Source organism: Bacillus sp. SYZHCR11 (genome assembly GCF_057196865.1).
Window position 1 is genome coordinate 203,394 of the sequence record NZ_JBXUND010000003.1, and the last position, 23,285, is coordinate 226,678.

Here is a 23,285-nt window from a genome sequence, read left to right on the forward strand (position 1 = left end):
AGATAGCAATAATGTAAAAACCGTGACAGAGGACGTCAATTTTTGCACACGCTGCCTTCCAGGGAGAAAATGCCGCTGACTGAGAGCATTTTTATCGCAGCACAGAAATTGATTTTCACCTCTCGAGTTGTCACCGGGACCGTGCCAAACGCGCGTAAAGGTGAACCGGAACGATCGTTTCCGTTATGTCAATGAAGCTGTCGGCAGATGAAGTCTGCCTTAAAAAGGGTGGTACCGCGGCCACAACTCGTCCCTTCTCTCAAGGGGCGGGTTTTTTTGTTTTCTGAAAAAGGCATAGAACGGTTTGGTTTACATAAAAGGAGGATGCATGATGGAAGAGAAGCTTAAACAGCTCGAACTGGAAGCTGCAGAAAAAGTAGAAGCGGCGGGTTCATTAAAAGAAGTTAACGACATTCGGGTGCAATATCTCGGAAAAAAAGGGCCGATTACAGAAGTTCTCCGCGGCATGGGCAAACTGTCCGCCGAAGAGCGTCCGAAAATGGGAGCGCTCGCCAATGAAGTGAGAGAGCGCATTGCAGCAGCCATTACGGCGAAAAATGAACAGCTTGAACAAGAAGAGATGAATAAAAAACTCAGCAGCCAGACGATTGACGTCACGTTGCTGGGCAGTCAGGTAAACATCGGCGGACGCCATCCGCTGACGGTCGTTATTGAAGAAATTGAAGATTTATTTATCGGCATGGGATATACCGTCGAAGAAGGCCCTGAAGTGGAAACGGATTATTACAACTTTGAGGCGCTGAACCTGCCGAAGGAACATCCGGCCCGCGACATGCAGGACAGCTTTTACATTACAGAAGAAATGCTGATGAGAACGCAGACGTCACCGGTGCAGACGCGAACGATGGAAAAGCATAAAGGAAAAGGCCCCGTCAAAATCATTTGTCCCGGTAAAGTGTATCGCCGCGACAACGATGACGCGACACATTCCCATCAGTTCATGCAGATCGAGGGTCTCGTCGTGGACCGCAAAATCAGCATGAGCGACCTGAAAGGCACGCTTGAATTGGTTGCCAAAAAAATGTTCGGCCAAGACCGTGAAATCAGGCTCCGTCCGAGCTTTTTCCCATTCACAGAGCCTTCTGTCGAGGTGGATGTAACCTGCTTTAAGTGCGGCGGACAAGGCTGCTCCGTCTGCAAAAAAACAGGCTGGATCGAAATTCTCGGCGCCGGTATGGTTCACCCGAACGTGCTGAAGATGGCCGGATTCAATCCTGAGGAATACCAGGGTTTCGCTTTCGGAATGGGTGTTGAACGTATCGCGATGCTGAAATACGGCATTGAAGATATCCGCCATTTCTATACCAATGATGTCAGATTCATTTCGCAGTTTAAACAGGCGTAAGAGGAGGATACACATGTTTGTTTCATATAAATGGTTAGAAGATTACGTTGACTTGCAGGGAATCGATCCGGCCGTGCTTGCAGAAAAAATTACGAGAGCCGGTATTGAAGTTGAGGGTATCGAGTATAAAGGGGAAGGCGTAAAAGGCGTTGTCATCGGACACGTGCTTGAGCGTGAACAGCACCCGAATGCCGACAAACTCAACAAATGCCTTGTTGATATCGGTGCGGAGGAACCCGTGCAGATTATCTGCGGCGCCCCGAATGTTGATAAAGGACAGAAGGTTGCCGTTGCAACGGTCGGAGCCGTGCTTCCCGGCAATTTCAAAATTAAAAAAGCCAAGCTGCGCGGCGAAGCGTCTCACGGCATGATCTGTTCCCTTCAGGAGCTCGGTATTGAAAGCAAGCTCGTGGCGAAAGAATATGCGGAAGGCATTTTCGTTTTTCCGAATGATGCTGAAACGGGAGCTGACGCAATGGCGGCCCTTCAGCTTGATGATGCGATTTTAGAATTGGGCTTAACGCCGAACCGCGCCGACGCGATGAACATGCTTGGGGTGGCTTATGAAGTGGCGGCTATCCTCGGCGCAGAGGTAAAGCTTCCGGAGGCTTCATATGAAAAAGCGGCAGAAAAAGCGGCGGATGCTGTTTCCGTCAAGATTGAAGATACGCAGGCCAATCCGCATTATGCCGCAAAAATCATTAAAAACGTCAAAATCGGCCCGTCACCGCTTTGGATGCAGACGAAGCTGATGAATGCAGGCATCCGCCCGCATAATAACGTCGTGGACATTACAAACTTCGTCCTCCTTGAGTACGGACAGCCGCTTCACGCTTTCGATTACGACCGGTTCGGTTCAAAAGAGGTCGTCGTCAGAAAAGCGGCGGAAAACGAAACCATCGTGACGCTGGATGAACAAGAGCGCAAGCTGTCAAGCAGCCATTTGGTCATCACAAACGGAAAAAAAGCGCAAGCCGTTGCGGGAGTCATGGGCGGAGCCGAGTCTGAAGTCCGTGAAGACACCACTGCGATTTTACTGGAAGCCGCTTATTTCGACGGACAGACCGTCCGCAAAGCGTCGAGAGACCTCGGACTGAGAAGCGAAGCGAGCGCCAGATATGAAAAAGGCATTGATCCGGCCCGCGTTTTGCTGGCGGCTGAACGGGCCTGCAGTCTCATTCAGGCATATGCCGGCGGAGAAGTGCTCTCAGGCACGGTTGAAGAAAACCATCTGAAAATCGAAGCAAACAACATTCACGTGTCTGTTGAAAAAGTGAACGCCGTGCTTGGCATGGCAATCGCTAAAGAAGAAATCATCAGCATTTACAAGCGCCTCGGGTTTGCAGTCGGTGAAGCTGAAGACGTTCTCGTCGTAACAGTGCCGTCCCGCCGCGGAGATATTAGAATAGAAGAAGACCTGATTGAAGAAGCGGCGAGATTGTACGGGTATGACAATATTCCGTCCACGCTTCCGGAAACGGCCGGCACGACAGGCGGCTTGACACCGTATCAGGCAAAACGCCGGAAAGTGAGACGTTTCCTTGAAGGAGCAGGTCTTTCACAAGCGACCACTTATTCATTAACGAATGATAAAAAAGCGGCCGCTTTTGCGATCGAAAAATCATTCAACACGATGCTTGCTCTGCCGATGAGCGAAGAAAGAAGCATTCTCAGACACAGTCTCGTGCCGAATCTTCTTGAAGCCGTTTCATACAATCTGGCCAGACAGACTGATTCCGTTGCTTTATATGAAACGGGTTCTGTATTTCTGACGAAAGAAGAAAACACAAAACCGGTTGAAAAAGAACGGGTTGCCGGAGCTGTAACCGGATTGTGGCGCAAAAATTTATGGCAGGGTGAGAAAAAGCCGGTTGATTTCTTCGTCGCCAAAGGAATCGTTGAAGGCCTGCTGCATCAATTGAATGTGTCAGATCGGGTTGAATTTGTCCAGTCTGAACGCAAAAACATGCATCCCGGCCGGACGGCAAACATTCTATTGAACGGTTCGCTTGCCGGATTTATCGGCCAGGTGCATCCGGCAATGGAAAAAGAGCTGGATATCAAAGAAACGTATGTGTTCGAGCTTGATCTGCACGCGCTTCTGACCGAGGAAACAGAACCTGTCGTGTATACGCCGATTCCGAAGTACCCGTCCGTCACGCGCGACATTGCGCTTGTGGCAGATAAAACCGTTACAAGCGGACAGCTCGAAGCCGTGATCAAAGAAGCCGGCGGCGCGCTGCTGAAAGAAGTCACCGTATTTGATGTGTACGAAGGTGAGCATATGGAAGAGGGCAAAAAATCCGTCGCCTTCTCGCTCCAATATGTTAACCCTGAACAAACATTGACAGAAGAAGAAGTGACAAAAGTACATGAAAACGTGCTGAAAGCGCTGGAAGAAACGTATCAGGCGGTATTAAGAGGATAAAGAAAAAGCTTGCAGATCATTCTGCAAGCTTTTTTTATTATGACCGTTTCCGTTCTACAAGGCGTTTCGCTTTTTGCGTATTGGCAAAATGAAGTTTGGTGAACGTTCTGAGCGCACCTTCTCCCTTATTGATGATCAGCTTGGCGGCAGCTTCATCGACGTGCGGCCCCGCGCCTTTTGGAATCGTCATCCCAGCCTCACGGGAAAGCTTATCCATTTCAATTAAGAAAGAATATCGCGCAATGATAGAGGCTGCGGCGACGGAAAGATGTATGCTTTCCGCTTTCGTGCTGAAAAACGTTTTTTCTTTTACGATATCCCGTCCGGAAAGATGCTTAAAATAAATGCCGGGCTCTGCAAATTGGTCAATCAGAATCGCTTCCGGTTTAACGCCGTTCATTTTTCTCAGCAGATTGGAAATCGCCTGATTATGAAGGAGCGCCTTCATTTTTCCTTGGCTCATGCCTTTTTCCTGCATCTGATTGTATTTTTCGTTTTTCAACACAAGCAGGCTGTAAGGAATGGTTTTAATTAACAGTTTGGCGATTTCAATAATCTGCGGATCTTTTAAATCCTTCGAATCCTTCACACCGAGTTCTTTCATTAAAGAAAGCTTTGTTTTGTCGGCGTAAGCGCAGGCAACCGTTATCGGCCCGAAGTAATCGCCTGTTCCGACTTCATCAGAGCCGATCACTGACATGGAGGCAATGCCCGCCGGGGGAGCGTAAACCGGGTCGGCCGCTTTTTTGACGGTTTTCTTTGCCTTCGGCGCCTCAGCCGTTCCCCAGCGGGCCGCTTCTGTGCCGGCGTTTTTTCCTTGAAAGAGAACCTTGCCCGAGCGGTAGGCTGTAATGGTACAGCCCGGGGGCTTGGCCTGGAAGACGGCGCCCTGCGGAACGGCGGGAGTAAGGGAGCCGGCATAGGATTGTTTCATTTGTTCCATAGCGGAAGCGGATACTTTTATAACAGAATGGGACACGATATAATCTCCTTTTTTGGCACTTTTCACTGTATATACCAGTGTATCATAACAGCCCGAGGCTCGTCTTTCCATTCAAACGATAATCGTGGTATGATAGGAACTAGGATTCTCGCGGAATGGAGGAGAAACGTTGTCTGACGGCAAAAAAACCAAAACGACAGTAAACATTTACGGCCAGCACTTCACCATTATCGGGGAAGAAAGCAAAGCGCACATGCGCCATGTGGCCGGAATGGTTGATGATAAAATGAGAGAAATCAACGAGAAAAATCCATATCTTGATATAAATAAGCTCGCTGTATTGACTGCGGTCAATGTCGTGCATGATTATATGAAACTGCAAGAAAAATATGAAATACTGGAGCGGCAGCTTAAAGAAAAGGAATGAACACCATATGATAGATATCATCATCTTAGTTCTGCTCTTAATGGGCACATTGCTTGGATTAAAAAGAGGATTTATCCTCCAATTTATATACTTGACGAGTTTCATCCTCTCGATTGCGTTTGCGGCGCTTTTTTACAAAAACCTGGCCCCGCATCTGAGCTTTATACCCGCCCCTGATTTTTCCGGCGGGCAGGCGGCTCTGTCTTTTATTAAAGGAAACGTGGAGACGGCTTATTACAACGCGATCGCGTTTGTCATTTTGTTTATCATCGCAAAGATCCTGCTCCGGATTATCGGAGCGGCGCTTAATATCATCGCCGGCATTCCGGTCATTAAACAGATCAACAAACTGCTGGGCGGGGTGCTTGGATTTCTGGAAGTCTATTTATTTGCGTTTATCCTGTTATACGTCGCATCCGTACTGCCGGTAAGCGCGCTTCAGGATATGCTCGCACAATCGACGCTTGCAAATATCATCACACATCATACGCCGTATCTGTCGGGGCTCCTGCAAGAACTGTGGGCCCAGTACGGGGCATAAAAAACTTCTCTTGACCGGAGAAGTTTTTTTCAAGCTCTGCGTCAGTTGTGCCGGAGGAGAAAAATTTGTATGATGAAAAGCAGGAAACGACTGGGGGTTAACAGTATGCATAAAAAAGATATCATCAGGCTGCTTGAAACGATTGCGGTCTATATGGAACTGAAAGGGGACAACCCGTTTAAAATATCAGCCTTCCGAAAAGCGGCGGCGGCGCTTGAGCAGGATGACCGCAGCCTGTCGGAAATCGACGACATGATGTCTTTATCCGGAATCGGAAAAGGCACCTACGGCGTCATTCGTGAATATATGCAGGAAGGTGTGTCCGGCACGCTTCTCCAATTGCAGAAAGAAGTCCCGGAAGGCTTGGTTCCTCTTTTGAAGCTTCCGGGCCTCGGCGGCAAAAAAATCGCCAAGCTGTACCAGGAGCTTGGCGTTCATGACGCGGAATCGCTGAAAGAAGCATGCGAGCAGCAAAAAGTACAGGGGCTCGCCGGTTTCGGCAAAAAAACGGAGGAGAAAATCCTCCAGGCTCTCGGAGAAGCCGGAAAACAGCCGGAACGGTTTCCGATCGGCTATGCGCTCAGCATTGCCTCAGTCATTGAAGAACATTTGGCCCGGCTGACGGATATTCAGAAATATTCCCGGGCCGGCAGTCTCAGAAGAGCGCGGGAAACCGTAAAAGATCTGGATTACATTATCGCTACAGATCATCCGGAGGCTGTCAAAGAACAGCTTCTTTCCCTCCCGAACGTAAAAGACGTGATAGCGGGCGGGGATACAAAAGTATCCGTTATCCTCACTTTTGAATATGAGACGAGTGTGGATTTCCGGCTTGTGACAGAGGAACAGTTTGCCACCACACTGCATCATTTTACCGGTTCTAAAGACCACAACATTAAAATGCGTCAGCTGGCGAAAGAGCGCGGTGAACGGATCAGTGAATACGGAGTAGAAACCATAGAAACGGGAGACGTCAAAACATTCCCGAGCGAAGAAGCGTTTTACGCCCACTTCGGTCTGCCGTTTATTCCTCCTGAGCTCAGAGAAAGCGGGCAGGAGGTCGACACGTACCGGGAAGAAACGGACCTTGTGGAGCATAAAGCGATAAAAGGCGATCTCCACATGCACTCAGCCTGGAGTGACGGCGCTTTTTCCATCAGAGAAATGGCAGAAGCGTGTATGGCAAAAGGCTATCAGTACATGGCGATCACCGACCATTCCCAATATTTAAAGGTAGCCAACGGGTTAACGGCCGAACGGCTCAGAAAACAGGCGGAAGAAATTGACGCGTTAAACGCTGAATTTGAAAATTTTCATATTTTTAAAGGCGTAGAAATGGACATTCTCCCCGACGGTTCGCTTGATTATGATGACAGCGTTCTGTCTGAAATGGATCTTGTCATCGCATCTATTCATTCAAGCTTCAGCCAGCCGGAGCATGTCATTATGAAACGGCTTGAACAGGCGCTGACGAATAAGCACGTGGACATTATCGCCCACCCGACGGGACGCCTGATCGGCAGACGGGCCGGCTATGAAGTCGACATCGACATGCTGATTGAGCTCGCAGCCAAAACAAATACGGCGCTTGAACTGAATGCAAACCCCGCGCGCCTCGATTTACGGACTGAGCATCTGATCAAAGCAAATGAAAAAGGTGTGACTTTGGTCATTAATACCGATGCCCATAATATCGAGATGCTCGATGATATGAAAACGGGCGTGACCGCTGCGCGCAAAGGCTGGACAGAGACAAAACATGTGTTAAACGCCCGGCCGTTACATGAGGTCAAAGCATTTCTGACGCGCAATGATTAAGTAAGGAGGACCATAAAACCGTGCAGCAAAAAGTGTTATCATCACTTGAATTTCATAAAGTAAAAGAACAGATTACCGCACATGCCGCCTCATCGCTCGGCAGGGAGAAGCTTCTGCAGCTGAAACCTTTGACGGATCTCGCCGACATCCAAAAACAGCTGGATGAAGTCGAAGAAGCATCCGCGGTCATGCGCTTGAGAGGCCATGCTCCGTTCGGCGGCCTGACCGACATAAGATCCGCTTTACGGCGGGCGGAAATCGGCAGTGTGCTGACGCCGGCGGAATTTACCGAATTGTCCGGGCTGCTGTATGCCGTTAAACAAATGAAGCATTTTATCAGCCAGATGACAGAAGACGGCGTCGGCATTCCGCTGATACAGGCCCATGCAGAAGAGCTGATTACATTAGGTGATTTGGAAAGGGAGATTAACTCCTGCATTGATGACCATGGTGAAGTGCTTGATCATGCGTCTCCCGCTTTAAGGGGAATCCGCACGCAGCTCAGGACGCTTGAATCAAGAGTCAGAGACCGGCTTGAATCGATGCTGCGTTCATCTTCCGCTTCTAAAATGCTGTCTGACACCATCGTTACGATTCGGAATGACCGCTTTGTCATCCCGGTCAAACAGGAATACAGATCAAGCTACGGCGGAATTGTCCACGATACATCTTCATCCGGTGCGACACTGTTTATTGAACCGCAGGCGATCGTAGATATGAACAACTCGCTTCAGCAGGCGAAAGTAAAAGAAAAACAGGAAATCGAACGGATTCTCCGGATGCTGACGGAGCATACGGCTGAACACACACAAGAAATCGCTCAAAATGTGGAAGTGCTGCAGACACTGGATTTCATTTTCGCCAAGGCGAGATACGCAAAAGCAATGAAGGCGACAAAACCATTCATGAACGGAGACGGCTTTATCCGTCTGAAAAAAGCGCGCCATCCGCTGCTGCCCCAAGATCAAGTCGTGGCCAACGATATTGAACTGGGCGGAGATTATTCAACGATCGTCATCACGGGACCGAATACGGGCGGTAAAACCGTTACGTTAAAAACACTCGGGCTGCTGACGATAATGGCGCAGGCAGGATTGCACATACCGGCTGACGAGGGCTCGGAAGCAGCCGTATTTGACAATGTGTTTGCCGATATCGGCGATGAACAGTCGATCGAACAAAGTCTGAGTACGTTCTCATCTCACATGGTCAATATCGTCAATATTTTAAAAGACGTGTCTGAAAACAGTCTTGTGCTGTTTGACGAACTCGGTGCCGGAACAGATCCGCAGGAAGGGGCGGCGCTTGCCATGAGCATCCTTGACGAAGTTCACCGGACAAACGCCAGAGTGCTTGCGACAACCCATTATCCGGAACTGAAAGCATACGGATATAACAGACAAGGCGTCATGAATGCCAGCGTTGAATTTGACATTGAAACGCTTTCGCCTACCTACAAGCTTCTGATCGGAGTGCCGGGCCGAAGCAACGCATTTGAAATCTCAAGACGCCTTGGGCTTCCGGAGCATATCATCGGCCAGGCGAAGTCAGAAATGACCGCCGAACATAACGAAGTCGATCTGATGATCGCATCGCTTGAAAAAAGCAAAAAAAGAGCGGATGAAGAGCTTTCTGAAACCGAATCACTCAGAAAAGAAGCAGAAAAACTGCACAAAGAGCTTCAGCAGCAAATCATTGAGCTGAACGCCCAAAAAGATAAAATGATGGAAGAAGCCGAGCGGAAAGCTGCGGAAAAACTGGAAGCCGCCGCAAATGAAGCCGAACAGATTATCCGCGAGCTCAGGTCCATCAAGCAAGAACACAGATCCTTTAAGGAACACGAGCTGATTGACGCCAAAAAACGTCTCGGAGACGCAATGCCGGCTTTTGAAAAATCAAAGCAGCCGGAAAGAAAAACAGAGAAAAAACGCGAGCTGAAGCCGGGCGACGAAGTAAAGGTGCTCACATTCGGACAAAAAGGGGCGCTGCTTGAAAAAACCGGCGAGAAAGAATGGAACGTCCAAATCGGCATCCTTAAAATGAAGGTGAAGGAAAAAGATCTTGAGTTTCTCAAATCGGCTCCTGAACCGAAAAAAGAAAAAGCAATCACCGCCGTAAAAGGGAAGGATTATCACGTATCCCTTGAACTTGACCTCAGGGGAGAGCGTTACGAAAACGCCCTCAGCCGCGTCGAAAAATATTTAGATGACGCGGTGCTCGCCGGCTATCCGAGAGTGTCCATCATTCACGGAAAAGGCACGGGCGCCCTCCGAAAAGGGGTGCAGGATCTTCTGAAAAACCACCGCAGCGTGAAAAGCTCGCGGTTCGGGGAAGCGGGAGAAGGAGGATCAGGCGTAACGATTGTCGAACTAAAATAAAAAGGGAGAAAACGTCATGAATGCTTTTTGGGAAAATGAGCTTGTTGAAATCGCGGCTTATTACAGTGTTGCCGTCTTGTGTCTCGTCATTTTTCTGACCGTGTTTGAATTGGTGACATCCTATAAAAACTGGGTGGAAATCCAAAAAGGCAATCTTGCGGTGGCAATGGCGACCGGAGGGAAAATTCTCGGTATCGCAAATGTCTTTCAGCACAGCATCGCCCAGCATAATTCGCTTTTGCAAATGATCGGCTGGGGCGTATACGGATTTATTATGCTTTTAATCAGCTATTTTATCTTTGAATTTCTGACGCCCCGGTTTAAAATTGATAAAGAAATTGAAAAAGATAACAGAGCTGTCGGCTTTATTTCATTTGTCATCTCAGTCGGCCTGTCATTTGTGGTGGCCGCCGGGATTTAAGGGGACGGGGAAAAATGGAGAAGCTTGCGAAAGTGCTGCTGTCGGCAGCGGGGATTTTTCTGTTCATCGGACTTATTTATCTGGTCATGACATCTTAATACTGAAAAAAGGCTGCCGAACTCAAATCGGCGGCCTTTTTTATTGAGAATACCAGTTTATGCAGGCCGTATCAGAGCAAATGACGGACTCCCAATTCATGGCGCGGACGACAGACTGAATGTCTTGTTCTTCCATGAGAAAGAGTGTCGTAAAAGAATCATATATGCTCATAAAAGCGGCGCGCCGTTTTTTCATCGGCAATGATCATGTCAGCCCGCAGCAGTCCGCATACATCCGAAGCCGCCGTTTGATTGAGTGAAAATAGGCCTTTCTCTTCGACAGGCTCATAATAAGTGCAGCGCTTTATGCCTTTTGAACGGAACACATCCAAAAGTCCCGGAATCAAAAATGGCGAAGTGACATCATCGCTCGGCAAGTACAGATCGGGATGATGGAGCCGATTTAACCGCTCGGCGGATTCAGGATGTGCATATTCCTCCCGCAATGCCGTGACAGCAGTCATAAGCGCAAGCGCCGTTTCTTTTTCAGAACGCAGGCCGCAAATGCTCATGACGGTTTGCCAGGAAACGGGTCTGCCCATCGCGATGATCTCCTCATCACTCGGATACATATGTTCATAAGGCCGTTTGCGCTTTTGCTCTTCCCGACCATCCGGCATCCGGACAAAGGGATGGAGCAAAAAGGCGGCCGACGTAATCGGCTTCGGCAGCTGGCGCAGGATAGGAACTCCCTCTTCAAAATGCAGCGTTTCCAGCAAACTCAACACCTCATGAAACTCGAAATTTCACATGAAACGCTTTCCCATTCCAATCACCCTTCTGCTATAATAATAGCGTATAGGAAAACAGAAGGGAGAGGTATTATGCAGTCTGAAAAGCCATGGCTTTCTCAATATCCCGAAGAGATTCCGCATGAGCTTGAATTTACCGATCAAACCCTGCCATCCAATCTGACAAACTCCGCAGCTCAATTCCCGAACCATACCGCCATTTATTTTCTAGGAAAAAAACTCACATTCCAAGACGTTCTCACAGATTCATTAAAGCTTGCCGCTTTTTTACGCAAAACAGGCCTGAAAAAAGGTGACAGAGCCGCCATTATGCTGCCCAATTGTCCGCAGTCGGTCATCGCTTTTTACGGCGTATTGTTTGCCGGCGGCATTGTCGTTCAGACCAATCCTCTCTACACGGAACACGAGCTTGAGTATCAGCTGAAAGACAGTGCGCCGCGCGTGATCATCACCCTCGATATGCTGTTTCCGAAAGTGATAAAAATGAAAACGTTATCACTCGTCGAACGCATTATTACAACAAGTATAAAAGACTTTTTGCCGTTTCCGAAAAATATGCTTTATACGCTCACGCAAAAACAACAGGTGCATATTGATTATGACGGCTGCGAACAAATTCACAAATTAGCGGATATTTTAAAAAACGAAAAAGCGGAGGAAGCAGAGCCATTTGATATTGACCCTGCGCATGACATCGCCGTGCTTCAATACACGGGCGGAACAACCGGCTATCCGAAAGGCGTCATGCTCACACACCGAAACATTCAGGCCAATACAGAAATGTGCGCCGCCTGGATGTACAAAATGAAAAAGGGAGCCGAAAAGGTGCTCGGCATCGTGCCTTTTTTTCATGTGTACGGATTGACCGCCGTGCTCAATTTTTCCATTATGCAGGGATGTGAAATGATCCTTCTTCCTAAATTCAATCCTTTGGATACACTGAAAACAATCGACAGGCTGAAGCCGACGGTTTTCCCCGGGGCGCCGACGATTTACATCGGGCTGCTGCATCACCCGGAGCTGAATAAGTATGATCTGTCCTCCATTGAAAGCTGTCCGAGCGGTTCAGCGGCACTGCCGGTTGAGGTCAAACAGAAATTTGAAAAAGTGACCGGAGGAAAGCTTGTGGAAGGCTACGGATTATCCGAAGCATCACCGGTTACCCATTCAAACTTCATCTGGGGAAAAAATAAACCCGGCAGCATCGGCTGTCCCTGGCCCAATACCGATGCGGGAATCTATTCAGAAGAAAAAGGCGGGCTTGCGGAGCCGTATGAACACGGCGAGCTGATCGTAAAAGGCCCTCAGGTCATGAAAGGCTATTGGAATAAGCAGGAGGAGACGGCGCGTGTCATCAGAGACGGCTGGCTGTTTACCGGAGATATGGGATATATGGATGAGGAAGGATTTTTCTACATCGCCGACAGGAAAAAAGACATCATCATTGCCGGCGGATACAACATTTACCCCCGGGAGGTGGAGGAGGCGCTTTATGAGCATGAAGCCGTTCAGGAAATCGTGGTAGCGGGCGTCCCTGATTCCTACAGAGGGGAAACGGTGAAAGCATTTATCGTTTTGAAAAAAGGCGCCGAGGCAGATGCCGATGAGCTTGATGCGTTTGCAAGAGAGCGGCTTGCGCCGTACAAAGTCCCGAAGCTGTACGAATTCAGAAAAGAGCTTCCGAAAACGGCCGTTGGAAAAATATTAAGAAGGCGTTTAGTCGAAGAGGAAGATGCTTCCCATGAAAACAAGGTGCCTTAAAAGAAAAACTTGACAAAATCCGGATTCCTTTTTATCATGAAGTTATGAATGAATAGTCATTCATTTATCGAAGGAAGGAACGATGACATTGAACCAAAAACGGCCAAAGTATATGCAGATTATTGATGCAGCAGTAGAAGTCATAGCGGAAAACGGCTATCACCAATCACAGGTGTCCAAAATCGCCAAGCAGGCCGGCGTTGCGGACGGCACCATCTATTTATATTTCAAAAACAAAGAGGATATACTCATTTCTCTTTTTAAAGAAAAGATGGGCCAGTTCATTGAACGCATGGAAGAAGAAGTGAAAGAAAAAACGACGGCAAAAGAAAAACTCGCTCTCGTTATTAAGCAGCATTTCACACTGCTCGGCAATGACCGCCACCTCGCGATTGTGACCCAGCTTGAGCTCAGACAGTCGAATATCAAGCTGCGCCTGAAAATCAATGATATTTTAAAAGGTTATTTAAACATGCTGGACACCATTTTGACCGAAGGAATCGAGTCGGGCGAATGGAAAGATAATCTCGACGTCCGCCTCGCCCGGCAGATGATATTCGGGACGATAGATGAAACAGTGACAACATGGGTGATGAACGATCAGAAATATGATCTTCCGGATTTGTCAGGCAAGGTATTGGAGCTGTTGGTGTCAGGGATTCATCAAAACTAAAGGGGGTTGACGGATGAACAGCCTTTCGATGGCGGTAGAACAATCTGTTGCGGTGATCACCATTAATCATCAGCCGGCCAACGCGCTGTCCGGCGCGGTTTTAGATGAGTTGTCCGGTCTGTTCGACCGCTGTGAAACAGATGACAGTGTCAGAAGCATCATCATTCGCGGAGAGGGGAAATTTTTCTCGGCGGGCGCTGATATAAAGGAATTTACGTCGCTTGAAAATCTTGAGCAATCTTCTGCCATGGCAGATAAAGGCCAGCAGCTGATGGAAAGAATTGAAGGGTTTCCGAAGCCCGTTATCGCGGCGATTCACGGCGCTGCGCTCGGCGGCGGCCTTGAGCTTGCCATGGCCTGCCATATCAGAATCGCTACATTAGATGCAAAGCTCGGCCTGCCCGAGCTGAATCTCGGCATTATTCCGGGCTTTGCCGGGACGCAGCGGCTTCCCCGGTACGTCGGTACGGCGAAAGCGCTTGAAATGATCGGCACTTCAGAACCTGTAACCGGAGAAGAAGCGCTCAGCCTCGGTCTTGTCACGATAGGCGCCGAACATGAGGAAGAGCTGCTGCAAAAAGCGAAAACGCTCGCGGGCAAGTTTGCGGAAAAAAGCCCGCAGTCGATGGCTTTTCTGCTTGAGCTCCTTTATTCAAACAAGGTCTATTCTTATGACGGCGGCTTAAAGCTTGAAGCAAAGCGCTTTGGGGAAGCATTTGCATCAGATGACGCAAAAGAAGGCATTCAGGCATTTCTCGAAAAAAGAAAGCCTCAATTCGGTGGGCGAAGATAAAGGGGATAAGAATATGAATCTATTTGTACTGATGAAACGGACGTTTGACACAGAAGAGAAAATCGTCATTGAAGCAGGAAAGATTCAGGAGGACGGGGCCGAATTTATCATTAATCCGTATGATGAATACGCCATTGAAGAAGCCATTCAGCTGAAGGAAGAGCACGGCGGAACCGTGACCGCCGTAACCGTCGGCGGAGAAGATGCGGAGAAAGAACTGAGAACCGCCCTTGCGATGGGCTGTGACCAGGCGGTGTTAATCAATATTGAAGATGATCTGAGCGATCCTGACCAATACTCCGTTTCAACTATCTTATATCATTATTTCAAGGACCGGGAATATGATCTGATTCTCGGCGGAAATGTCGCGATTGACGGCGGTTCCGGCCAAGTGGCTCCAAGGCTTGCCGAACTGCTGAACATTCCTTGCGTCACAACGATTACAAAACTGACAATCAGCGGCGATGAAGCTGCGGCAGAGAAAGACAACGAAGGGGATACCGAAATCATTAAAACCTCACTTCCTTTAGTCATCACGGCACAGCAAGGCTTAAACGAGCCGCGCTATCCGTCGCTTCCGGGCATTATGAAGGCGAAGAAAAAACCGCTGGAAGAACTTGAGCTCGATGACCTCGGCATTGATGAAGATGATGCCGCACCGAAGCTCAAAACGATCGAACGTTTTCTGCCGCCGCAAAAAGAAGCGGGCAGACTGATCGAAGGAGAAGCCGCTGAGCAGGCGAAGGAGCTTGTATCACTGCTGAGAAAAGAAGCCAAAGTCGTATAAACTGATATTAAAGAAACTGGGGGATGTCAGAATGGGAAAAAAAGTGATCGTACTCGGAGAAATTCGTGACGGCGCCTTACGGAACGTCACCTTTGAAGCCATAGCCGCAGGCAAAACCATTTCCGGCGGAGGAGATGTCATCGGCGTGCTGATGGGAAAGGGAGCGGCTGATGCAGCATCAGAACTCATTCAGTACGGCGCCGACAAAGTATTTACGGCCGATTCGCCGGGGCTTTCTCAGTATACGGCGGACGGATATGCCGCAATTCTCGGGGATTTGATCGAAAATGAAAAGCCTGATGCGGTCATTTTCGGCCACACTTCTATGGGAAAAGATTTGTCACCTAAGCTTGCGGCCCGGTTTGAAACGGGGCTGATTTCAGACAGCACAGATGTAAGCGTTACCGGAGATAACATCGTTTTTACAAGACCGATCTATTCCGGCAAAGCCTTTGAACAGGTGATTTCAACCGATCCTTTCATTCTGGCGACAATTCGTCCGAATAATATTCAGGCATTAGAAAAAGACGCGAACCGGACGGGTGATATTGAAGAGCTTGCGGCGCCTCCGGCAGATTTGCGGACGGTCATTGAAGAAGTAGTCAAAAAAACGGCGGACGGCGTGGATTTATCAGAAGCGAAAATTATCGTAGCAGGCGGCCGCGGTGTAAAAAGCAAAGATGGATTTGAACCGTTAAAAGAACTTGCCGAGGTGCTCGGAGCAGCGGTGGGCGCTTCGCGCGGCGCATGTGACGCGGACTACTGCGACTATTCTCTTCAAATCGGCCAGACGGGAAAAGTCGTCACGCCGGATTTGTATATAGCCTGCGGAATTTCCGGAGCGATTCAGCATTTGGCGGGCATGTCAAACAGTAAGGTCATCGTTGCCATTAACAAAGACCCGGAAGCGGAAATATTTAAAATAGCGGACTACGGAATTGTCGGCGATTTGTTCGAAGTGGTTCCGCTTCTGACTCAGGAATTTAAAAATGCCAATATTCATTCATAATCAAAACCCTCTGGCTTATTTGTCAGAGGGTTTTGGTTTGTGTTAATTAGTTCGTACAAATTATAGATTAATAAAACAACAGATTGACATGTACGAACCAATGTAATAAGCTTTTGTAAAGCGCTTACAAACTTATCCATACAGCATACATCCCAGATAGATCGGCTGTAGTGCTTTCATTCTTATTAAGGGGAAGGAATGATCAAGTTTGTCTCACAATACGGCAGTCATTCAAACTGATATCACACGGGGAACCATTAATAAAAACATATACGGACATTTCGCGGAACACCTGGGAAGAGGCATATATGAGGGCATCTGGGTCGGAAAAGATTCCGATATTCCGAATACCGGAGGGGTCAGGACGGATGTCGCCGCCGCCCTCAAGCAGCTTCAGATTCCCGTCCTCAGATGGCCGGGCGGCTGTTTTGCTGATGAATACCATTGGGCAAACGGCGTAGGGAAACGCAAAACAATGCTGAATACCCATTGGGGCGGGACGATTGATTCTAATGAATTCGGCACGCACGAGTTTATGATGCTTTGTGAACTGCTCGGATGCGAACCGTACATCGCCGGTAACGTCGGCAGCGGAACGGTTAAAGAAATGGCTGATTGGATTGAATACATGACGTTTGAAGCGGGCACGCCGATGTCCGACTGGAGAAAAGAAAACGGGCGGGAAAAACCGTGGAAGCTGAAATATTTCGGAATAGGAAATGAGAACTGGGGCTGCGGCGGAAACATGCATCCTGAGTATTATGCTGACCTTTACAGAAACTTCCAAACCTATGTCCGTAATTACAGCGGTAATGAAATCTATAAAATTGCCGGCGGCGCGAATGTCGACGATTACCGCTGGACTGAAACTTTAATGAAAAAAGTCGCGGATCTCATAGACGGACTGAGCCTGCATTATTACACAATACCGGGCGACTTCTGGAAGGGGAAAGGATCAGCGACGGAGTTTACGGAAGATGAATGGTTCATCACGATGAAAAAAGCGGCGCATATGGATGAATTGATCACAAGGCACAGCGCCATCATGGATCAGTACGATCCCGAAAAAAGAGTCGGGCTGATCATTGATGAATGGGGCACGTGGCTTGATCCTGAGCCGGGCACAAATCCGGGCTTTCTGTATCAGCAGAATACGATCCGCGACGCCCTTGTCGCCGCCGCGCATTTTCACATTTTTCACCAGCACGCAGACCGCGTACAGATGGCCAATATCGCGCAAACCGTCAACGTGCTTCAGGCAATGGTCCTGACAGAAGGGAAAGAAATGCTGTTGACGCCGACGTATCATGTGTTCGATATGTTTAAGGTGCACCAGGACGCATCTCTTTTGGCGGCAGAAACAAATGCAGCCGGGTACGAATGGAATGACGGCCGGCTCCCGCAAGTCAGCATTTCAGCGTCCAAACAGCAGAACGGAGACATACATATCAGCATTTGCAATATCGATCATCTGCACAAAGCTGACGTGAAGATTGAACTGCGGGGCATGAAAAAGACAGGGACGCCTTCGGGAACGATTCTGCACGCGGAAAAAATGAATGCCCACAATACATTCAGCAGTCCGGAAAACGTCAAACCGAAGCCGTTTTCCGGGTTTGCTCAAAAGGGAGGAAAACTTGAGGCGGAGCTTCCTCCGATGGCGATTGTATTAATCACGCTGCCTGCAGGTCCATCTTAAGTTTTGAACGCCCGCCGCCCGGTTATAATACACTGTATAAATAAGATTATTTCCGGCGGGTTCGGGAGAAAATAATATAAGCATTAAATTAGCATGAACGAATGGGAGATGCTATACTAAAAATCATCATTTGACAATTGGAGGAATAACAAATGGCTATCGTAAAAGCAACTGATCAATCGTTCTCAGCTGAAACAAGTGAAGGTGTCGTATTGGCTGATTTCTGGGCTCCTTGGTGCGGACCTTGTAAAATGATCGCGCCCGTTCTTGAAGAGCTTGATCAAGAAATGGGAGACAAACTGAAAATCGTCAAAATCGACGTGGATGAAAACCAAGAAACTGCCGGTAAATACGGCGTCATGAGCATCCCGACACTTCTCGTGCTAAAAGACGGAGAAGTCGTTGAAACATCTGTCGGCTTCAAACCGAAAGAAGCTCTTGAAGAGCTTGTAAACAAACATCTGTAAGCCGAAAGCTTCCGTTACGGCAGGGCGATTCCTTTGAAAGGGAATCGCCTTTTTTGATCTTCCAAAAGCTGAGAATGGAGAAAAACAAATGTTCGTGATACACTGAATGGACACGAGAAATGAATGTAAGGAAGGGTAACGTATGAATAAACAACTGAAAGAAAAGCTGGCCCTCCTTCCCGATCAGCCGGGCTGTTATTTAATGAAAGACCGTCAAAAAACAGTCATCTACGTGGGGAAAGCGAAAGTCTTGAAAAACAGGGTGCGGTCTTATTTCACCGGTTCTCACGACGCGAAAACCCAACGGCTTGTGACGGAGATTGAGGACTTTGAATATATCGTGACTTCCTCCAATCTTGAAGCGCTTATTTTGGAAATGAATCTGATTAAAAAATACGATCCGAAATACAATGTCATGCTGAAAGATGATAAAACCTATCCCTTTATTAAAATCACCCATGAACGTCATCCTCGGCTGATTGTCACCCGGAATGTCAAAAAAGACAAGGGACGCTATTTCGGCCCGTATCCGAATGTGCAGGCGGCGCGGGAAACGAAAAAACTGCTGGACCGCCTTTACCCGCTCAGGAAATGCTCAAAGCTTCCGGACCGCGTCTGTCTTTATTATCATCTCGGCCAATGCCTCGCCCCATGTGTAAAGGATATATCTGAGGAGACAAACCGCGAGATTGTTGAAGACATCACCCGTTTTTTAAAGGGAGGGCATAACGAAATCAAAAAAGAGCTTGAAGCGAAAATGGCAGAAGCGGCCGAAAAGCTTGAATTTGAACGGGCTAAAGAATTCCGCGACCAGCTTGCTCACATCGAATCGACGATGGAGAAGCAGAAAATGACCATGAATGACCTTCTGGACCGCGATGTGTTTGCATATGCCTACGATAAAGGCTGGATGTGCGTCCAAGTCTTTTTTATACGCCAAGGAAAACTGATCGAACGCGATGTCAGCATGTTTCCGATGTATCAGGAAGCGGATGAAGAGTTTCTGACCTTCATCGGCCAGTTCTATTCCAAAAACAATCACTTTCTGCCTAAGGAAATTCTGGTGCCTGACAGCGTTGACAGGGACATGATCGGCGAGCTGTTGGAAACCGCCGTGCATCAGCCGAAAAAAGGTCCGAAAAAAGAGCTGCTTTTGCTTGCGCACAAAAATGCGAAAATCGCCCTGCGGGAAAAATTCTCGTTAATCGAGCGGGATGAGGAACGGTCAATCGGTGCAGCCGAACGGCTCGGCGACGCACTGAATATTTACACCCCGCATCGGATTGAAGCGTTTGACAACTCCAATATTCAAGGCACAAACCCCGTATCGGCCATGATTGTCTTTATAGACGGAAAACCGAATAAAAAGGAATATCGCAAATATAAAATTAAAACCGTAACAGGGCCGGACGATTACGGCTCAATGAGGGAAGTCGTCAGAAGAAGATACACGAGGGTGCTCCGCGAAAATCTTCCGCTGCCGGATTTAATCATCATTGACGGCGGAAAAGGGCAGATTAACGCGGCGCGCGACGTGCTCGAGAATGAGCTCGGCCTTGATGTCCCGGTAGCGGGATTGGCGAAAGATGATAAACACCGGACATCGAACCTTTTGATCGGCGACCCGCTTGAACCGGTGTTTCTGGAGCGGAACAGCCAAGAGTTTTACCTGCTTCAGCGCATTCAGGACGAAGTTCACCGTTTTGCGATCAGCTTTCACAGACAGATCCGGGGAAAAAGCGTCTTTCAATCCGTTCTGGATGATATCCCCGGAATCGGCGAAAAACGCAAAAAAATGCTCTTAAAACATTTCGGATCTGTCAAAAAGATGAAGGAAGCAAGCCTTGACGATATCAAAAAAGCCGGTGTGCCGGCCGCGGCGGCCCAGCTGCTGTTTGAAAAATTAAAAAAATAGTATTGTGCTTTTCTGAAAAATCTGCTAGAATGTGAACTAATTTCATAAGATCGTGTTATATGGTGAAGATAGAGGTGCGAACTTCAATAGTAAGCCTTTGGAGAATGATGGATTCTGCGAAAAAGGCTGAAAGGGGAGCGTCGCCGAAGTGTATCACATCCCATCGGTGTGATTTGCTGGCCTTGCATTAAATAAATGTAAGGCTGTCAAGAATTCATTTTCTTGGAGGGCTATCTCGTTGTTCATAATCAATCGTACTGATATGAAAAAGCAATGAGAGCTATTCCTCTCATTGCTTTTTTTATTGTGGACAAAACGCTCTTTTCTCCTCACCCGCACGAACCAAAATGTAAAGGGTGGTCTAGTATGGGTCTTATCGTACAAAAATTCGGAGGCACTTCCGTCGGCTCTGCCGAAAAAATTCAAAATGCCGCAAATCGCGCCATTGCTGAAAAGCAAAAAGGCCATGATGTCGTAGTCGTCGTTTCGGCAATGGGAAAATCAACCGACGCGCTCGTTAACCTCGCGGCTGAAATCACATCTGAACCAAGCAGACGCGAGATGGATATGCTTTTGTCTACGGGGGAGCAGGTCACGATTTCGCTTTTGGCCATGGCGCTTCAGGAAAAAGGATATGACGCCGTCTCTTATACGGGCTGGCAGGCGGGTGTCCGCACGGAAGCCGTTCACGGCAATGCGAGAATTACGGATATTGATATCACGGCGATTCGTTCGCAGCTTGCAGAAGGCAAAATTACAGTCGTTGCCGGTTTTCAGGGCGTAACGGAAGACGGCGGCATCACGACGCTCGGACGGGGCGGTTCCGATACGACGGCGGTCGCTCTTGCAGCAGCGCTGGAAGCGGATAAATGCGACATTTATACAGATGTTCCGGGCGTATTTACGACAGATCCGCGGTATGTCCGGTCAGCGAGAAAACTGGCGGGGATTTCTTATGATGAAATGCTGGAACTTGCAAATCTCGGAGCGGGTGTTCTTCACCCGCGGGCGGTTGAGTTCGCGAAAAACTACCAAGTGCCTTTAGAAGTGCGGTCAAGCACGGAACATGAAGCCGGAACATTAATTGAGGAGGAATCATCAATGGAGCAGAATTTAATCGTCAGAGGAATTGCATTTGAAGACCAGATCACAAGGGTGTCCGTCACGGGCCTTGCAAGCGGACTGACAACACTTTCAACAATCTTCACCGCGCTGGCAAAACGAAACATCAACGTTGACATCATTATTCAGACACAGTCGGATGATGGGGAAGCGGATATTTCTTTCTCAGTGAAAACGGAAGATGCCGCCCAAACGGTCGCCGTGCTTGAAGAATATAAAAACGCGCTTAACTATGAAAAAATTGAAACCGAAAGAAAACTGGCGAAAGTCTCCATTGTCGGGTCGGGCATGGTTTCAAATCCCGGCGTCGCCGCGGACATGTTTGCCGTACTGGCGGAAAAAAATGTACAAGTCAAAATGGTAAGCACATCCGAAATAAAAGTATCAGCGGTTGTCAGCGAAAATGATATGGTGAAAGCGGTCGAAGCGCTTCATGATGCGTTTGAGCTGTCTAAACAGCCGTCTGCCGTATAAACGGGCAGGCAAAAAGGCGGGACTTTTGAGTCACCGCCTTTTTCAATTATACAGGGTCCTTCATATCCCATTTTACAGTCAGGACGACTTTATCCGCTCTCTTTTTTACCTGTTCATAAGATTCTGCAATCTGATCGTTCATCAATTGAATCTGTTCGGCTATAAAACCGGCTTCAAGCTGGAAACAAGGCTCTTTCTGATGTTTGAGCCTGCTGGATACGAGCGGTCCTTCCAGTTCAAATTCCAGTTCTTGTTTTTTCGATCCTGCGTTTGTCAAAGTTCCCCAGCCGGCTTTTTCAAAAAAGGCGGGGATTTCTTCCCACGATTGAAGAGGAAATTTGCGGGCGAGGCGTTTTCCCGCCCAATACATCATCGATGAATGATCCGGACCGAGGATATCCGGAAGCACGATTTCCCGGATTAATTCGTAGCCGTATGCGCTGACGTCGAGTTCAGTTAAAGGTTCTAAAGCTGCTTCATAATTATTCTTCATATTATGTATTCCCCTCTCTCCTTCGTTTATTATAGCTTAAACAGGGGGGAGGATTACAGGATGATCCTATAAAACACGCGAAAAAATGTGAGAAAGATATCGCAGGAAAATAAAATTTTCCCTCCAGATAATCAATTCCGAAAATTATAATTTATGTACACGTTTTCTTGACGCCCTTTTGAGGGAGGAGTAAAATGAAATTGTCAATAAATTTTAATAAAGTGCTTACAATTGAAACGAAGTGGGGGCAGAGATTTTAGTACATTTCGCACTTAAATCAAACAGGGGGTAAAGTAATGTCTGGGAACAGAGAGTTTTATTTTCGAAGATTGCATTCCTTGCTCGGTGTTATTCCGGTCGGCATCTTTTTGATCCAGCATTTAGTCGTCAACCAATTTGCCGCAAGGGGAGCGGATGCGTTTAACAAGGCGGCCGGCTTTATGGACAGTCTGCCGTTCAGGTATGCGTTAGAAATTTTTATTATTTTCTTACCTTTAATTTATCATGCGGTTTACGGTGTGTACATAGCATTTACTGCGAAAAACAACGCTGGCCACTACAGTTATTTCAGAAACTGGATGTTTGTGCTTCAGCGTGTCACTGGTATTCTCACCCTTATTTTCGTCAGCTGGCATGTGTGGCAGACGCGGATTGCCGCGCAGATGGGCGCTGAAGTCAACTTCGATATGATGGCGAATATTCTGAGCTCGCCGTTTATGCTCGGTTTTTACATTGTAGGCGTTTTATCGGTCATTTTCCACTTTTCAAACGGCTTATGGTCTTTTGCGGTCACATGGGGGATCACGGTTACGCCGCGTTCTCAAAGAATTTCGACTTACGTGACGCTGATTATATTTTTAGCGCTTTCATACGTAGGTTTAAAAGCGATTTTTGCGTTTGTGTAAGAGAACTAGATTACT

The 23,285-nt window shown here is 47.9% G+C and carries 21 protein-coding genes and 1 riboswitch; of the genes, 17 read left to right on the forward strand and 4 right to left on the reverse strand.

What is annotated here, in order from left to right; translation table 11 throughout:
• Positions 1-331: 331 nt before the first annotated feature.
• Together pheS and pheT are read left to right on the forward strand one after the other, a co-directional pair.
• Entirely contained in the window at positions 332-1,366 is a 1,035-nt protein-coding gene (gene pheS / locus AC2CGA_RS12820) for a phenylalanine--tRNA ligase subunit alpha (protein ID WP_484480212.1), read from the forward strand.
• 13 nt (positions 1,367-1,379) lie between these two features.
• Complete coding sequence (pheT, locus tag AC2CGA_RS12825) at positions 1,380-3,794, forward strand: phenylalanine--tRNA ligase subunit beta (protein ID WP_014305542.1); 2,415 nt, start codon at positions 1,380-1,382, stop codon at positions 3,792-3,794.
• 37 nt (positions 3,795-3,831) lie between these two features.
• Here pheT and rnhC read toward each other — a convergent pair whose 3' ends face one another.
• Positions 3,832-4,773, reverse strand: a complete 942-nt coding sequence (gene rnhC, locus AC2CGA_RS12830) for a ribonuclease HIII (protein WP_003152532.1) — start codon at positions 4,771-4,773, stop codon at positions 3,832-3,834.
• 133 nt (positions 4,774-4,906) lie between these two features.
• Between rnhC and zapA the strand changes: the two genes are divergently transcribed.
• The 5 genes from zapA to AC2CGA_RS12855 all read left to right on the forward strand — a co-directional run bounded on the left by zapA (position 4,907) and on the right by AC2CGA_RS12855 (position 10,322).
• The gene (gene zapA, locus AC2CGA_RS12835) at positions 4,907-5,164 is read left to right on the forward strand and encodes a cell division protein ZapA (protein WP_003152533.1); all 258 of its coding nucleotides are present in this window, start codon (positions 4,907-4,909) and stop codon (positions 5,162-5,164) included.
• A 7-nt stretch (positions 5,165-5,171) separates the two neighbouring features.
• Positions 5,172-5,705: a CvpA family protein gene (locus tag AC2CGA_RS12840; protein ID WP_003152534.1), complete on the forward strand. Its 534-nt coding sequence runs from the start codon at positions 5,172-5,174 to the stop codon at positions 5,703-5,705.
• A gap of 105 nt (positions 5,706-5,810) precedes the next feature.
• Positions 5,811-7,523: a DNA polymerase/3'-5' exonuclease PolX gene (polX, locus tag AC2CGA_RS12845; protein WP_484480213.1), complete on the forward strand. Its 1,713-nt coding sequence runs from the start codon at positions 5,811-5,813 to the stop codon at positions 7,521-7,523.
• Positions 7,524-7,543: 20 nt separating this feature from the next.
• Positions 7,544-9,901 (forward strand): endonuclease MutS2, encoded by a 2,358-nt coding sequence (locus AC2CGA_RS12850; RefSeq protein WP_015387880.1) that lies wholly within the window; start codon positions 7,544-7,546, stop codon positions 9,899-9,901.
• Between the two features lie 16 nt (positions 9,902-9,917).
• Positions 9,918-10,322: a DUF350 domain-containing protein gene (locus AC2CGA_RS12855; protein WP_003152541.1), complete on the forward strand. Its 405-nt coding sequence runs from the start codon at positions 9,918-9,920 to the stop codon at positions 10,320-10,322.
• Between the two features lie 138 nt (positions 10,323-10,460).
• Here the strand turns inward: AC2CGA_RS12855 and AC2CGA_RS12860 are convergent, their stop codons facing one another.
• Together AC2CGA_RS12860 and AC2CGA_RS12865 are read right to left on the reverse strand one after the other, a co-directional pair.
• Complete coding sequence (locus tag AC2CGA_RS12860) at positions 10,461-10,592, reverse strand: DUF2711 family protein (RefSeq protein ID WP_231135842.1); 132 nt, start codon at positions 10,590-10,592, stop codon at positions 10,461-10,463.
• Positions 10,579-11,139, reverse strand: coding sequence for a DUF2711 family protein (locus AC2CGA_RS12865; RefSeq protein WP_003152543.1), 561 nt, complete (start codon positions 11,137-11,139; stop codon positions 10,579-10,581). Before AC2CGA_RS12865 ends, AC2CGA_RS12860 begins: the two co-directional genes overlap by 14 nt.
• 105 nt (positions 11,140-11,244) lie before the next feature.
• Here AC2CGA_RS12865 and AC2CGA_RS12870 point away from each other — a divergent pair, with 105 nt between their 5' ends.
• The 9 genes from AC2CGA_RS12870 to AC2CGA_RS12910 all read left to right on the forward strand — a co-directional run bounded on the left by AC2CGA_RS12870 (position 11,245) and on the right by AC2CGA_RS12910 (position 21,872).
• Entirely contained in the window at positions 11,245-12,933 is a 1,689-nt protein-coding gene (locus AC2CGA_RS12870; RefSeq protein WP_003152545.1) for an AMP-binding protein, read from the forward strand.
• Between the two features lie 88 nt (positions 12,934-13,021).
• The gene (gene fadR, locus AC2CGA_RS12875) at positions 13,022-13,606 is read left to right on the forward strand and encodes a fatty acid metabolism transcriptional regulator FadR (protein WP_003152546.1); all 585 of its coding nucleotides are present in this window, start codon (positions 13,022-13,024) and stop codon (positions 13,604-13,606) included.
• 13 nt (positions 13,607-13,619) lie between these two features.
• A complete protein-coding gene (locus AC2CGA_RS12880) occupies positions 13,620-14,399 on the forward strand; it encodes an enoyl-CoA hydratase (RefSeq protein WP_024085671.1) in 780 nt (259 codons plus the stop codon).
• A gap of 13 nt (positions 14,400-14,412) precedes the next feature.
• Complete coding sequence (locus AC2CGA_RS12885) at positions 14,413-15,186, forward strand: electron transfer flavoprotein subunit beta/FixA family protein (protein ID WP_003152551.1); 774 nt, start codon at positions 14,413-14,415, stop codon at positions 15,184-15,186.
• Positions 15,187-15,217: 31 nt separating this feature from the next.
• Complete coding sequence (locus tag AC2CGA_RS12890) at positions 15,218-16,195, forward strand: electron transfer flavoprotein subunit alpha/FixB family protein (RefSeq protein WP_015387882.1); 978 nt, start codon at positions 15,218-15,220, stop codon at positions 16,193-16,195.
• 208 nt (positions 16,196-16,403) lie between these two features.
• Complete coding sequence (locus AC2CGA_RS12895; RefSeq protein WP_484480214.1) at positions 16,404-17,894, forward strand: alpha-N-arabinofuranosidase; 1,491 nt, start codon at positions 16,404-16,406, stop codon at positions 17,892-17,894.
• Between the two features lie 152 nt (positions 17,895-18,046).
• Positions 18,047-18,361, forward strand: coding sequence for a thioredoxin (gene trxA / locus AC2CGA_RS12900; protein WP_003152560.1), 315 nt, complete (start codon positions 18,047-18,049; stop codon positions 18,359-18,361).
• 142 nt (positions 18,362-18,503) lie between these two features.
• Entirely contained in the window at positions 18,504-20,276 is a 1,773-nt protein-coding gene (uvrC, locus tag AC2CGA_RS12905) for an excinuclease ABC subunit UvrC (RefSeq protein WP_024085669.1), read from the forward strand.
• Between the two features lie 61 nt (positions 20,277-20,337).
• A riboswitch (Lysine riboswitch) is annotated at positions 20,338-20,517 on the forward strand.
• Positions 20,518-20,642: 125 nt separating this feature from the next.
• Entirely contained in the window at positions 20,643-21,872 is a 1,230-nt protein-coding gene (locus AC2CGA_RS12910) for an aspartate kinase (RefSeq protein WP_014305531.1), read from the forward strand.
• A gap of 46 nt (positions 21,873-21,918) precedes the next feature.
• Here the strand turns inward: AC2CGA_RS12910 and AC2CGA_RS12915 are convergent, their stop codons facing one another.
• Entirely contained in the window at positions 21,919-22,365 is a 447-nt protein-coding gene (locus AC2CGA_RS12915) for a YslB family protein (RefSeq protein WP_003152568.1), read from the reverse strand.
• A gap of 296 nt (positions 22,366-22,661) precedes the next feature.
• Between AC2CGA_RS12915 and sdhC the strand changes: the two genes are divergently transcribed.
• On the forward strand, positions 22,662-23,270 hold the full coding sequence (gene sdhC / locus AC2CGA_RS12920; protein ID WP_003152571.1) for a succinate dehydrogenase cytochrome B558: 609 nt from the start codon (positions 22,662-22,664) through the stop codon (positions 23,268-23,270).
• Positions 23,271-23,285 lie beyond the last annotated feature (15 nt).

Coding starts and splice junctions, on each gene's coding strand:
- pheS (WP_484480212.1), top strand. CDS start 332: ATGGAAGAGAAGCTTAAACAGCTCGAACTGGAAGCTGCAGAAAAAGTA.
- pheT (WP_014305542.1), top strand. CDS start 1,380: ATGTTTGTTTCATATAAATGGTTAGAAGATTACGTTGACTTGCAGGGA.
- AC2CGA_RS12840 (WP_003152534.1), top strand. CDS start 5,172: ATGATAGATATCATCATCTTAGTTCTGCTCTTAATGGGCACATTGCTT.
- polX (WP_484480213.1), top strand. CDS start 5,811: ATGCATAAAAAAGATATCATCAGGCTGCTTGAAACGATTGCGGTCTAT.
- AC2CGA_RS12855 (WP_003152541.1), top strand. CDS start 9,918: ATGAATGCTTTTTGGGAAAATGAGCTTGTTGAAATCGCGGCTTATTAC.
- AC2CGA_RS12860 (WP_231135842.1), bottom strand. CDS start 10,592: ATGAGCATATATGATTCTTTTACGACACTCTTTCTCATGGAAGAACAA.
- AC2CGA_RS12870 (WP_003152545.1), top strand. CDS start 11,245: ATGCAGTCTGAAAAGCCATGGCTTTCTCAATATCCCGAAGAGATTCCG.
- AC2CGA_RS12880 (WP_024085671.1), top strand. CDS start 13,620: ATGAACAGCCTTTCGATGGCGGTAGAACAATCTGTTGCGGTGATCACC.
- AC2CGA_RS12885 (WP_003152551.1), top strand. CDS start 14,413: ATGAATCTATTTGTACTGATGAAACGGACGTTTGACACAGAAGAGAAA.
- AC2CGA_RS12890 (WP_015387882.1), top strand. CDS start 15,218: ATGGGAAAAAAAGTGATCGTACTCGGAGAAATTCGTGACGGCGCCTTA.
- trxA (WP_003152560.1), top strand. CDS start 18,047: ATGGCTATCGTAAAAGCAACTGATCAATCGTTCTCAGCTGAAACAAGT.
- uvrC (WP_024085669.1), top strand. CDS start 18,504: ATGAATAAACAACTGAAAGAAAAGCTGGCCCTCCTTCCCGATCAGCCG.
- AC2CGA_RS12910 (WP_014305531.1), top strand. CDS start 20,643: ATGGGTCTTATCGTACAAAAATTCGGAGGCACTTCCGTCGGCTCTGCC.
- AC2CGA_RS12915 (WP_003152568.1), bottom strand. CDS start 22,365: ATGAAGAATAATTATGAAGCAGCTTTAGAACCTTTAACTGAACTCGAC.
- sdhC (WP_003152571.1), top strand. CDS start 22,662: ATGTCTGGGAACAGAGAGTTTTATTTTCGAAGATTGCATTCCTTGCTC.